General features: G+C 68.5%; 9 protein-coding genes and 1 CRISPR repeat array. Of the genes, 6 read left to right on the top strand and 3 right to left on the bottom strand.

Annotated elements, in window-relative coordinates; all coding sequences use genetic code 11:
• Both BKH32_RS07735 and serS read right to left on the bottom strand, forming a co-directional pair.
• On the bottom strand, positions 1–1,097 hold a 1,097-nt coding region (locus tag BKH32_RS07735; protein ID WP_075249401.1), incomplete at its 3' end, for an HAD family hydrolase.
• Between the two features lie 11 nt (positions 1,098–1,108).
• On the bottom strand, positions 1,109–2,389 hold the full coding sequence (gene serS / locus BKH32_RS07730) for a serine--tRNA ligase (protein ID WP_075249400.1): 1,281 nt from the start codon (positions 2,387–2,389) through the stop codon (positions 1,109–1,111).
• Between the two features lie 548 nt (positions 2,390–2,937).
• On the opposite strand from serS, the gene BKH32_RS07725 reads away from it, so the two are divergent.
• Positions 2,938–3,870, top strand: coding sequence for a LysR substrate-binding domain-containing protein (locus BKH32_RS07725; protein WP_075249399.1), 933 nt, complete (start codon positions 2,938–2,940; stop codon positions 3,868–3,870).
• A 111-nt stretch (positions 3,871–3,981) separates the two neighbouring features.
• Positions 3,982–5,193 carry a diacylglycerol/lipid kinase family protein gene (locus tag BKH32_RS07720; RefSeq protein WP_075249398.1) on the top strand — a complete coding sequence of 404 codons (1,212 nt, stop codon included), beginning with the start codon at positions 3,982–3,984 and terminating at the stop codon, positions 5,191–5,193.
• Positions 5,194–5,336: 143 nt separating this feature from the next.
• On the opposite strand, the gene BKH32_RS07715 is transcribed toward BKH32_RS07720, so the two are convergent.
• The gene (locus BKH32_RS07715; protein WP_075249397.1) at positions 5,337–6,731 is read right to left on the bottom strand and encodes an amidohydrolase; all 1,395 of its coding nucleotides are present in this window, start codon (positions 6,729–6,731) and stop codon (positions 5,337–5,339) included.
• A 482-nt stretch (positions 6,732–7,213) separates the two neighbouring features.
• On the opposite strand from BKH32_RS07715, the gene cas9 reads away from it, so the two are divergent.
• The 4 genes from cas9 to cas2 are packed head-to-tail and all read left to right on the top strand — an operon-like array spanning position 7,214 to position 11,717.
• A complete protein-coding gene (cas9, locus tag BKH32_RS07705) occupies positions 7,214–10,480 on the top strand; it encodes a type II CRISPR RNA-guided endonuclease Cas9 (protein WP_256691340.1) in 3,267 nt (1,088 codons plus the stop codon).
• Between the two features lie 9 nt (positions 10,481–10,489).
• Complete coding sequence (locus BKH32_RS14435) at positions 10,490–10,639, top strand: hypothetical protein (protein ID WP_256691337.1); 150 nt, start codon at positions 10,490–10,492, stop codon at positions 10,637–10,639.
• Entirely contained in the window at positions 10,636–11,397 is a 762-nt protein-coding gene (cas1, locus tag BKH32_RS07700) for a type II CRISPR-associated endonuclease Cas1 (RefSeq protein ID WP_256691335.1), read from the top strand. The genes BKH32_RS14435 and cas1 overlap by 4 nt, the downstream gene beginning before the upstream one ends.
• Complete coding sequence (cas2, locus tag BKH32_RS07695; protein ID WP_075249394.1) at positions 11,397–11,717, top strand: CRISPR-associated endonuclease Cas2; 321 nt, start codon at positions 11,397–11,399, stop codon at positions 11,715–11,717. The genes cas1 and cas2 overlap by 1 nt, the downstream gene beginning before the upstream one ends.
• A 49-nt stretch (positions 11,718–11,766) precedes the next feature.
• Positions 11,767–12,890: direct repeats of the CRISPR family, unit length 36 nt; unit sequence GAAGTCTATCAAGGGGTCTGGTGACTGATTCCCAGC.
• Between the last annotated feature and the right edge of the window lie 60 nt (positions 12,891–12,950).

Genomic DNA, 12,950 nt, shown 5'->3' with positions numbered 1-12,950 from the left:
ACGGCCGCGCAGCCGTCCCGCCACACGGGCTCGGTCAGGATATCGCCGCGGTCGCGCACCCACTGCGGCGCGCTGCCCATGACGACGCCGGCTCCGGCCCACTCGATCATCTCGACGTCGTTGGAGCCGTCCCCGACCGCCAGGACGTGGGCGGAGTCGGTGCCCAGGCGGGCGATGAGCGCCTCGAGGGCGGAGGCCTTGGTGACGCCCTCGGGGGCGACGTCGAGCCAGGCCGTCCAGCCGATGGCGTACTCCACCGAGTGCAGCCCGGAGTCGGCCACGATCCGGGAGAAGCGATCCACGGACATGCCCGGGGCCCGCAGGACCACGCGGGTGACCGGCTGGGAGACGAGCTCGTCGAAGGTGACGACCCGCTGGTCCTCGATGAGCTCGCCGTCGGGGAAGAGCCGGGAGACCTTGAAGCCGACGCCGGGGTCCTCCACGGCGAGGATCCCGTCGGGCACGGCGGCGTGGAGGGTCTCGATGGCGGCGCGCGGGTCGAAGGTGCGCGAGTCGACCACCTCGTAGCCACCGGGGGCGTCCGGGTCGAGCCGCAGGGTCAGGGCGCCGTTGGCGCACACCATCCAGCCGGTGGACAGCCCCAGGTGGCGCACCACCGGCATGGCGGCGGCGATCCCGCGGCCGGTGGAGATGACCACGGGGACCTCGTGGGCGCGCAGGCGGGCGACGGAGGCCATGACCCGCTCCGAGACGCGCCCGTCCATGTCGAGGATGGTGCCGTCGACGTCGAGGGCGACGACGAGCCCGTGACCGGGCGCGAGCCGGGCGCCGCCGTCGGCCTCCAGGGCGTTAAGGTCCTGCATCCGGTCCTGGACGAGGGCGTGGTACTCCTCGTGGTCCAGGGGCCGACGGCGCAGGACGCGCTCGCCGGTGCCTGCGGCCTGTCCGGCGCCGTCCTCGAGGTGCCCGACGTACTCCGTGGAGCCGCCCAGGTGGGTCAGGGGCTGGCCGGCCGGGGCGATGCCGGTGACGGGGTTGACGGCCGGGCCGTTGCCGGTGTGCTCGCAGCCGGCGGGCTCACCGACGGCCTCGGTCTCGTGGGCGGCACTCGGGCTGGAGGCGGGCGTGGGGTTCACGGGGCCGGCCCTCAGGCGGTGGCGCCGACGGGCTCGATGACCTCCAGGCCGCCCAGGTAGGGGCGCAGGCCCGCGGGCACGCGCACCGAGCCGTCGGCCTGCTGGTGGTTCTCCAGGATGGCGACCATCCAGCGGGTGGTGGCCAGGGTCCCGTTGAGGGTGGCCACGGGGCTCGTGCCGCCCTCACGGCGCTCACGCACGGCCAGGCGGCGGGCCTGGTAGGTGGTGCAGTTGGAGGTGGAGGTGACCTCCATCCAGCGCTGCTGGGTGGGCAGCCAGGCCTCGCAGTCGAACTTGCGGGCGGCCGAGGAGCCCAGGTCCCCGGCGGCGGTGTCGATGACCCGGTAGGGCAGCTCGACCAGGGCCAGCATCTCCTCCTCCATGGCCAGGAGCCGGGCGTGCTCGGCCTCGGCGTCCGCGGGGCGGCAGTAGGAGAACATCTCCGCCTTGTTGAACTGGTGGACGCGGATGATGCCGCGGGTGTCCTTGCCGGCGGCCCCGGCCTCGCGCCGGTAGCAGGTGGACCAGCCCATGTAGCGATTGGGCCCGGCGGACAGGTCGAGGATCTCGTCGGCGTGGTAGCCGGCCAGGGCCACCTCGGAGGTGCCGGTGAGGTAGAGGTCGTCGGCGGGCAGGTAGTAGATCTCGTCGCTGTGGGCGCCCAGGAAGCCGGTGCCGCCCATGACCTGCGGGGTCACGAGGGTGGGGGTGGTCATCGGGGTGAAGCCGTGGGCGACGGCGGCGTCCAGGGCGGCCGTCATGAGGGCCAGCTCCAGGCGCATGCCCCAGCCCTTGAGGTAGTAGAAGCGGGCGCCGGAGACCTTGGCGCCGCGGCGGGTGTCGATGATGTCCAGGCCCTCGCCGATCGCCAGGTGGTCGGCGGGCTCGAAGCCCTCGGCGGCGAAGTCGCGGGGCTGGCCGCCCTCGTGGCGCAGGACGACGTAGTCCTCCTCGCCGCCCGAGGGCGCCCCCTCGATGAGGTTGGCGAACTGGCGGGCCAGGTCGTCGAGCTCGGCGGCGGCGGCCGAGGAGGCGGCTTCGGCGGCCTTGACCTGCTCGGCCAGCTCCTTGGCGCTGGCCAGGATCGCTGGGCGCTCCTCCGGGGAGGCCTTCCCCACGGACCGGGAGACCTGCTTCTGCTCGGCACGGAGGTTCTCGAAGGCGGCCAGCGCCTGACGGCGGGTCTCGTCGGCGGCGATGACGCGGTCGACGAGATCGACGTCGGCACCACGGGCTCGCTGGCTGGCGCGGAAGGGCTCGGGGTTCTCACGAAGCGCACGCAGGTCGATCATGGTCCCGAGTGTAGTCAGGACCGCGCCCCAGACAGCATTCGAGCGGCCCCGGGCCGTGGACGGGACGAGCGGGGCGGGCGGGGAATATCGAGAGGACCAAAGTCACGGGCGAGTGGCCGAGCCGACACTCGGGGGCACAACGGGCCGGATTCGACGTCGATCCCCCGGCGGACACCCCGCCGTCGAAGCGACCCGGGCCCCCTGGAACCCAGGAATTATCCGGGAGATTAGATGGTAGCGGCGTGGGGCCTACGAGGCCGCGACGCATACACGCCCACCCTCACCCGCACCACCTCGGAACGAAGAACGTGACCCACACCCCTCTTACCAAGGCAATCCACCTGTGAATAGAATCCATTTCAATCGGTGCGCCCTATCGTTCCCGACGGTGTTTCCGAGTCGCCACGTTGGAGGCTCGCCCTCACCTCCCACCGCACCGCCCTCCCCGCTCCTCCCGGCTAGTCGTCTGCCCCCGATTATCTGTCACTCCGTCATAACAGGCTCGCCGATCGCCATGAATGCGGGCCCCGACCACAGGACCACAACTCATGCCGACCACATCATCTCCGTCCTTCTCCCAGCTGCGGGCCTTCGTTGCGCTGTGCGACCACCAGCACTTCGGCGAGGCCGCCACGGCGCTCGGAGTCAGCCAGCCCAGCCTGTCCCAGGCCATCACCGCGCTGGAGAAGCGCGTCGGTGGCGAGCTGGTGGAGCGCACCACCCGCCGCGTCCTGGTCACCTCCCTGGGCGAGGCCCTGCTGCCCTTCGCTCGGGACGCCGTCCTGGCCGCCGAGGCCTTCAACGAGGCCGCTTCCAGCCGGGGCGCCGCCCTGAGCGGCACGATGCGCCTGGGCATCATCCCCACCATCGCGCCCTACCTGGCCCCCGTTCTCATTGACGGCCTGCGTGAGGCCCTGCCCCAGATGGACCTGGACCTGCGTGAGATGGTCACCGGGGACAACCTCGACCAGCTCGCCCAGGGGCGCCTCGACGCCATCATCATCGCCCTGGAGGACGACCTCCAGCGCATCACCGCGATCCCGATGTTCGACGAGCGGCTCGTCGTCCTCACCGCCGCCGACCACCCCTGGGTCGGCCGCACGGACGTGAGCCCCGCCGAGCTCGACGACCAGCCCCTCCTCCTGCTCGACGAGGGCAACTGCCTGCGCGACCAGACCCTGGCCCTGTGCCAGCGCTACGGCTCCCAGCCCCCGGTCGCGGTGGCCACCACCCTGTCGACGGTGACCCGCATGGTCGCCCACGGCTCCGGCGTGACGATCATCCCCGAGGGGGCGCTCCAGCTGCTGACCCCCGCCTCGGAGTACGGCGTCGCCCGTTTCGGCGACGAGGCACCGATGCGCCGCATGGGCCTGGTGCACCGGGTCTCCTCCTCGCGCGGCGCCGACTTCGCCCAGCTGGCCGACCTCATCTCGCGCCTGGTGAGAGAGGCCGACCTGCCCGTCTCCCCCGTCAAGGCCTGAGCCCTCCTCCGGGGCTCCCCTCGCCGGCGGCGTGCGGCCTCCCAGTCCGCTCCCGCCCGCCGGACCCTCCCGGGCCGTGACCCAGACCGCCAGGGCGACTAGCCTGCCCCTATGACGGGCGGCACCGACGGCGACACCCGGGCGACGACGCGCACCGGGCGACCACTGGCCTGCGTCGTCGTCAACCCCTCCAAGCCGCGCGTCACCGCCGCGGTGCGCTCCCTGCTGGAGGACGAGCTGCGCGAGGCCGGCTATGCCGGGCCCGTGTGGCTGGAGACGAGCGTCTCCGAGCCCGGCACGATGCAGGCGCGCCTGGCCCTGGCGGCCGGGGCGAGGCTGGTGGTGGCCGCCGGCGGTGACGGAACGGTGCGCTCGGTGGCGGCCGGCCTGGCCGGCACCGGCGCCCAGATGGGCATCGTCCCGCTGGGCACGGCGAACCTGGCGGCCCGCAACCTCAGGGTGCCGGTCGGGGACGCCCGGGCCGCGGCCCGGGTGGTGGCCCACGGCGTCGATCTTCCCGCCGACATGGCCTGGGTGCGCACCGAGCCCTGGTCCGATCCCGACGTCGCCCCCGACCCGGCGCCGGCGGGCGACCCCCGCGGGCGGGCGGGCTCCGCACCCCTGACGGGCCCAGCCGCAGCAGCCCCGCCGGAACCCCCTCCCGCCCCGGTCGCACCGGCCGACTCCCGACAGCTGTCGACTGAGGCGGCCCGGGCCGTGCGCACGATCCAGAGGGCGACCCGCAGGCCGCGCCAGTGGACCCGGCCCACACTCGGCGACGAGCACGCCTGCATGGTGGTGGCCGGGATCGGTTTCGACGCCGGCCTGGTGGCCTCCACGCGCCCGGCCCTCAAGGCGCGGGTCGGCTGGGGCGCCTACGCGCTGGCGGCCATGGAGAACCTGGGCTCGCCGCGCATGGATCTGGTGCTCAGTCTCCTGGACGAGGCCGGCGCGCGGCGCGTGGAGCGCCTGAGGGCCCGCAACCTGCTGGTGGCCAACGGCGGCCGCCTGCCGGCCGGGATCACCCTGCTGCCGCAGGCCCGCACCGACGACGGCCTGCTCGACATCGCTGCCATCGACACGGTGGCCGGCCTGGCGGGCTGGAGCTCGCTGGCGCGCCAGGTGCTGCCGCCCTACGCGGCGCGCTACTCCGAGTCGGGCCGCTCCCTGGGGCGGGTGGTGCTGCGCCGCGGAGGGGAGGTGGCCGTCCAGCTCTCGGCGCCGGCCCTGGTGGAGGTCGACGGCGACCTGCTGGCGCCCACGCAGAGCATGCGGGTGCGCATCGACCCCGGGGCGCTGCTCATCCGCCGCCCGGCGACCTGACCCGCACCGACCAGGGGCGCATGAGGGCGCCATAGCGCTCCATGGCTCTACCCGCACCGCAGACCCCGACAGTGAGCCGTCAAGTGCGGTCAGGCGGTCGGGGCAGCCCGCACCGGCTGTCCGCCCGGCGGCCTGAGCCCGGCTCACTCCTCCCAGAAGCCGGCGACGTCGATAGCCCCGCCACTGGCCTCGAAGTCGGCGCGCACGCAGCGGCGCAGCTCGGCGTCGTGCAACCAGTCCAGGGCGACGGCGGCCAGCCCGTAGGCGCCGTCGAGCGCGGCCGCGTCCCCGGTGGGGGCGCCGGCGGCCTCGGTCATGGCGGGGGTGTGGAGGGCGACGTCGGGCCGGTCGGTGACCTTGATGAGCGGGTGGATGCCGGGCACGCGCTGGGAGACGTTGCCGAAGTCGGTGCCGGCGGCGATGGTCTCGGGCAGGACCCCGGCGGCCAGCGGGTCGCGGCCCCGCTCGCGCTGGGAGCGCACCCAGGAGCTGAGCAGGGGGCCGTTGTCCCGGACGGGGACCTCGTTGCAGTACTCGGAGGTGAGGATCTCGACGCCGGTGCCAGTCATGAGGGCGGCCCCGTGGAGGAGCTCCTCGACCCGCTCGGCGATCTCCTTGAGGGTCTCGAGGTACTTGGAGCGCACCATGATGGACAGCTCGGTGCGCTCGGGGATGATGTTGGGGACCTGGCCGCCGTCGGTGATGATGGCGTGGAGACGGTCCATGGGGAGCATCTGCTGGCGCAGCAGACCGATGCCGGTCAGGGCCAGGGTGGCGGCGTCCAGGGCGTTGCGGCCCATGAAGGGCTGGGAGGCGGCGTGGGCCGGCACGCCGTGGAAGACGACCTCCAGGCGGCGCACACCCAGCCAGGTCTGGTGGGTGACGTCGTGGGCGTAGGAGTGGGTCTGGATGGCGGCGTCGACGCCGTCGAGCATGCCGCGCACGGCCAGGATCTCCTTGGCGGTCGAGTTCTCCTCGGCGGGCGTGGTCTGCAGGACGACGCGGCCGGGCAGGGCGCCGGGGCGGGTGCGGGCCAGGGCGGCCAGGGCGAGGAAGGCGCCCACGGAGTTGGCGCACATGACGTTGTGTCCGCAGCCGTGGCCGATGCCGGGCAGGGCGTCGTACTCGGCGAGGATGGCGATGGTGCCGACTGATTCGCCGGCGCCTCCGGCCGCCGCGTCCGCGCCTCCACCCCCGGGGATCTCGGCGCGCAGGGCGGTGTCCATGCCGTAGACGCCGACCTCGGGCTCGATGCCGTGGCGGCGCAGGAGCTCGGCGACCGTGGCCACGGCGTGGTGCTCCTCGTAGCCGGTCTCGGGGTGGTCGTGGATGTCGTGGGAGAGCTCGACGATCTGCGGGGCCAGCTCGGCGACGGCCTCACTCAGGGCGGCGCGCAGGGCGGTGGGGGCTCCGGCGTCGTCGGGCAGGGCCGGTGCCGGGCCGACGACGCCGCGGCGCTCCTCGGTCTCGGCGAGCATGCGCTCCTGGATGGCGCCGGAGGGGACGGTGGGGCGGGTCAGGTCATTGAGGTCACGCATGCCTCCATCTTGGCCCCGCCACCCCCGCTGCGGGAGCCACCGCCCCATCGAGGACGTACTTTCACCACCAGGACTGCGTTCTCCCCCATACGACTGCGAGGAGATCCCAGTAGCCTGCAGGACAACGCAGTCCCCGATCGGAAAGTACGTCCCGGGCGCGAACCGCGGCCACCGCCCCGGCCCGCCCGAGCCGCCTCCGGGGGGCGAGTGCCCCTCGCCCCCGCGCTCTTCCGCCACCTCCGGCGCTCGCACACCGAGACTCTCTTAAGACCAGGGATCCAGCCCTGATGGTGCTACACTCGCACTGACTGATTCCCAGTAAGCCCCGCCATGCTTGCGGGGTTGAATGCTCCACCGGCTTGCCCACCGGCAAGGCGGTCTAACTGCCCGATCTCACATTGAGACCGGGCAGTTTTCTTACGCCAGCCTCATGATGCGTCCGAGTGTGGTATGCATCTCTCATGCCTACTCACCACCTTCGCGTGGGGATCGACGTCGGCACCCATTCCGTCGGGCTCGCAACGCTGCGGGTTGACGACCAGGGGACCCCCATCGAGCTCCTTTCAGCGCTGTCGCTCATTCATGACTCAGGGATCGGCGAGGGTGGGAAGAAAACCGCCTCGACTCGTAAGGAGATCTCCGGCGTCGCCCGGCGCGCCCGGCGTCTGCTGCGGCGTCGACGCAAGCGGCTCCAGCAGCTCGACAAGGTGCTGCTCGACCTGGGCTTCCCGATCCCCAAGCCAGGAGAGTTCCTGGACCTGAGCGAGCAAACCGACCCATACCGGGTGTGGAGAGTACGCGCTCGATTGGTCGAGGAGAAGCTCCCCGAGGAGTTGCGCGGTCCGGCCGTCTCCATGGCGGTGCGTCATATTGCGCGGCATCGGGGGTGGCGCAACCCGTACTCGAAGGTCGAGTCGCTGTTGTCACCGGCAGAGGACTCCCCGTTCATGGAGGCACTGCGCGAACGCATCATGACGGGCTCGGGCGAGATTCTCGACGACGGCATCACCCCCGGGCAGGCGATGGCCCAGGTGGCGCTGACCCACCGCATCACCATGCGTGGCCCGGACGGCATTCTCGGCAAGCTGCATCAGAGCGACAACGCCAACGAGATCCGGAAGATCTGCGACCGTCAGGGCATCTCTCCCGATGTCTGCAAGCAGTTGCTGCAAGCCGTTTTCAAGGCGGAGTCCCCACGCGGGTCAGCCGTCTCCCGCGTGGCTCCCGACCCGCTTCCCGGCCAGGGCTCCTTTCGGCGCGCGCCGAAGTGCGATCCGGAGTTCCAACGGTTCCGGATCGTCTCCATCGTGGCCAATCTCCGCATCAGCGAGACCAAAGGCAAGGACCGGCCGCTGACCGCGGACGAGCGCCGCCAGGTAGTTGCCTTCCTCCTGGAGGACCCGCGAGACGACCTGACCTGGGTTGATGTGGCTGAGAAGCTGGGAGTCTCCCGCCAGGCCCTGCGGGGTACCGCGACGCTCACCGCGGATGGTGAGCGGTCGGCCGCTCAGCCTCCGGTCAACGTGACCGACCAGATCATGCGCAAGACGAAGATCAGCGCGCTGAAGACCTGGTGGGTGGAGGCCGACGCCGAACGGCAGGGCGCCATGGTCCGTTACCTCTACGAGGGTCTTGAGGACTCGGAGTGCGCCGAGGTCATTGCCGAGCTCCCGGAGGAGGACCAGGCCAAGCTCGATTCTCTCCACCTCCCAGCCGGACGTGCGGCGTATTCGCGGGAGTCATTGGCTGCCCTCAGTGGCCACATGCTGGCGACGACTGACGATCTGCATGAGGCACGTAAGCAGCTCTTCGGTGTCGATGACTCATGGGCCCCTCCGGCCGAACCTGTGGGCGCCCCGGTGGGCAACCCGTCCGTCGACCGGACTCTCAAGGCTGTCGCACGGTATCTCGCCGCGGTCGAGAATGTGTGGGGCAAGCCCGAGGTCATTCAGGTGGAGCATGTTCGAGATGGCTTCGCCAGCGAGCGTGCGGCAAGGGAACGGGACCGGGCGAACAACCGTCGCTACGAGGTGAACCAACGCGCGATCAAGGAGATTCAGCAGTCCTACGGCGTGGAGGGACATGTACGTCCGGGCGACGTCATGCGCCATCACGCCATCACATTGCAGGACTCCGCCTGCTTGTACTGTGGGGGGACAATCGGCTACCACACCTCTCAGCTGGACCACATCGTTCCGCAGGCCGGAACAGGATCGAATAACCACCGAGAGAATCTCGTGGCCGTCTGCGAGCGCTGTAACCGTTCGAAGTCGAATACCCCGTTCGCAGTGTGGGCGCAGACCTGCGGGATCCCTGATGTCGGGGTGAAGGAGGCCATTGATCGAGTGCGCAGGTGGCGCAACCGCCCTGGCGGCATGTCACCTGGTGAGTTGAAGCGCCTTAAGAAGGAGGTCATTGCTCGTCTTCAGCGCACCCAGGAGGATCCGGAGATCGATGAGCGCAGCATGGAGTCCGTGGCTTGGATGGCCAACGAGCTTCGCCACCGTATTGCCGCCGCCTACCCCGACGCCGATGTCATGGTCTACCGTGGCGCCATCACTGCGGCTGCCCGCAAGGCGGCGGGCATAGACTCCCGCATCAACCTGATCGGTGAGAAGGGGCGCAAGGATCGCATTGACCGCCGCCACCACGCCGTGGATGCGAGCGTTGTCGCCCTCATGGAGAGGAGCGCCGCCAAGACCCTGGCAGAACGGTCAAGTCTTCGCTGGGCGCAGCGCCTCACTGGCCAGGAGGAGACCTGGAAGCAGTACACGGGCGCGACCGTGGGGGCGCGAGAGCGCTTCGAGTCGTGGCGGGGCCACATGCTTCGTCTCACGGAGCTGTTCAATGAGCGCCTGGCCGCCGATGAGGTGCATGTCGTTGAGAACCTTCGCTTGCGTCTCGGTAGCGGTAACGCCCACGACGACACGATCCGGAAGTACGCTACTCCTCGGCTCGGTGACGGCCTGTCAGTCAACCAGATTGATCGGGCCAGTTCCCCCGCATTGTGGTGTGCGCTCACCCGGGAGGAGGACTTCGACGCCGAGAACGGCCTTCCTGCCAGGGAGGATCGCTTCATTCAGGTTCACGGGCGAGAAATTAAGTCTGACGACCATATTCAGCTTTTCTCTAAAAAGAAGAAGACGGAGGATAACAGTAAGGAGAAGCCTTTTGGGGCTATCGCGGTGCGTGGTGGCTACGCGGAGATCGGGTCAACGATCCATCACGCCCGCATCTACCGCATCGAGGGCAAGAAGCCCGTCTACGCGATGCTCCGCGTCTTCACTCATGACCTGCTCAGCCATCGGCACGAGGATCTCTTCTCCGCGGTCGTCCCACCCCAGTCGATCAGCATGAGGTGCGCCGAGCCGAAGCTTCGCCAGGCCATCGCTGAGGGCGACGCAACATATCTGGGATGGGTCGTGGTAGGGGACGAGCTGGAGATCAACGTTAGCTCCTTCACCAAGGACACCATTGGGCGTTTCCTCGAAGACTACCCCAACACCACACGTTGGCGCATATGTGGGTATGACGCCAACAATAAACTGACGTTGAAACCAAGAATCCTTGCAGCGGAAGGATTAGGGAATCCAAGCAGCGCCGTAAGTGAAATCGTTGAAGGTAAAGGATGGCGAGTAGCTATTAACGTACTGGCTAAAGTACAACCTACTGTTGTTCGTCGCGATGCTCTAGGCCGCCCTCGGTATTCCAGCAGATCCAATCTCCCCGTCTCCTGGACTATCAACTGAGGATCGCCGATGGACACAGCCTGGCGCATCATTGACTGCTCGTCACTGGAGGGGCGCATCACCTCGGATCGTGGGGCGATCTGCGTCCACCAGGACGACGGGGTGAGCATCGGATCCCGACGGCCGATGTGGCAGTCGTCCTCATGGGCCCCCACGTGAGCTTCTCGACGGCTGTCGTGCATCGCCTGCTGGGCGCGGATGTCGTCGTGCTGTTCTGCGACTGGCGGGGCATCCCCGAGGGCGCCGCCTATCCGTGGCATGAGCATGGTCGCGTTGGGGCCAGGCAGCTGGCGCAGTCACAGCTCTCCGAGCCGCGGAGGAAGAATGCGTGGGGGCGCCTGGTGAGGGCGAAGGTGTTGGGGCAGGGGACTGTCCTGCTTCAGAAGGATCGTCCTGCGGCAGCCCGGCTCAAGGAGATGGCGCGTTCGGTGCGCTCGGGCGACCCGGAGAACGTCGAGGCCCATGCCGCTCGCCTGTACTGGTCCCGGCTGTTTGCCTCCGAGGGTGATTTTCTCCGGCGCCCGGAGGCGGAGGATCACCGCAACAGCTGCTTGAACTACGGCTATGCGGTCCTGCGAGCTCAAGGGATCCGGGCGGTGGTGAGCGCCGGGCTCAGCCCGACGCTCGGCCTGTTCCACCATGGGCGCGGCAATATGTTCAACCTTGTGGATGACATCATTGAGCCCTTCCGCCCGGCGGTGGATGATGCCGTGCTGCATCTGGCTCCTGATGCGAGCCCCGCTGAACGGCAGGTGAAGCAGGTTCTGGTTGCTGCAGTGCAACAGCCGTTCCGTGACGACGGTGCCACGCTACCGACCGTCTTGGAGGAGCTGGCTCAGCACTTGGGCCAGTACTGTGAAGGGGACCGAGCCCGATTGGATGTCCCATCGTGGACCGGTCGGAGGCGTGAGTCCTGATGGCGGATGATCCAGTGTGGTGCGTGGTCATGTTCGATCTGCCGGTGGCGACGAAGAAGCAGCGCAAGGAGGCGACTCGTTTCCGGCACCTTCTTCTGGATGAGGGTTTCTGGATGGCGCAGTACAGCGTCTACGTCCGTTACTCCCCGACCGTGGCCGGCGAGCGCCGTAGGGCGAGTGCGATCAGGAACAACCTGCCGCGCGGCGGCGAGGTGCGGATCCTGTACGTCACCGACCGCGAGTGGTCGCACGCGCTCTGTTTCCGCAACGAAGAACCCGTCGAGGCTGAACCCGAGCCCCAACAGCTCATGATCTTCTAACCCCTGACGAGGCGTTTGCGCTGGTCAGACCCCCTTGATAGACGTTTCTGAAGTCTATCAAGGGGTCTGGTGACTGATTCCCAGCACCTCAGTTCCGTCCAGACCTGCCAGCAGAAGTCTATCAAGGGGTCTGGTGACTGATTCCCAGCCCTGCGCCCACTCGTGGAAGTCGTCGGGGAAGTCTATCAAGGGATCTGGTGACTGATTCCCAGCATCGCCGCCACCTGGCGCGCAATCATCGGAAGTCTATCAAGGGGTCTGGTGACTGATTCCCAGCGGATGGCCGCGGCCGCGTCCTGATGCGAGAAGTCTATCAAGGGGTCTGGTGACTGATTCCCAGCGGGAAGGCCAGCGGCCTGCCGTCTCTGCGAAGTCTATCAAGGGGTCTGGTGACTGATTCCCAGCGCGTTGGATAGGTCCTGGCAGGGGGTGCGAAGTCTATCAAGGGGTCTGGTGACTGATTCCCAGCGATAAGGCGGTCACGTCGCTGGCGTCTCGAAGTCTATCAAGGGGTCTGGTGACTGATTCCCAGCTGTACCAGTAGTGGCTGTCGGGGTTCGTGAAGTCTATCAAGGGGTCTGGTGACTGATTCCCAGCCTCAGTTCAACCTGGCGGCCGCCGAGGCGAAGTCTATCAAGGGGTCTGGTGACTGATTCCCAGCGGCGATCACGCGACCCGAGTGGGTGCGTGAAGTCTATCAAGGGGTCTGGTGACTGATTCCCAGCGTGGGGCGGTGACGGGGCGGGCGGTGGAGAAGTCTATCAAGGGGTCTGGTGACTGATTCCCAGCGGTCGGATCCCAGTCGGGGTCGCTCCACGAAGTCTATCAAGGGGTCTGGTGACTGATTCCCAGCCTGACGGGCTCCCTGAGCCCAGGGGCCTGAAGTCTATCAAGGGGTCTGGTGACTGATTCCCAGCAGAAGTTCGAGGTCCCGCTGCCGGACGCGAAGTCTATCAAGGGGTCTGGTGACTGATTCCCAGCTGCCCTCACGCTCGCCCAGAGTCAGTCGGAAGTCTATCAAGGGGTCTGGTGACTGATTCCCAGCAGTTCCCGCAGTCGTCCATGTCGCCCCAGAAGTCTATCAAGGGGTCTGGTGACTGATTCCCAGCACTGCAAGGCGTACACCTTCGCAGACGGGAAGTCTATCAAGGGGTCTGGTGACTGATTCCCAGCCCATTCTCCAGGCCGTCCGAGACGCCAGGAGGTCTATCAAGGGGTCTGGTGACTGATTCC

This window comes from Actinomyces oris, from assembly GCF_001929375.1.
Lineage (GTDB): Bacteria > Actinomycetota > Actinomycetes > Actinomycetales > Actinomycetaceae > Actinomyces > Actinomyces oris_B.
Note: the sequence above shows the minus strand (reverse complement) of the source record. Positions and strands in the feature narration are given on the sequence as shown.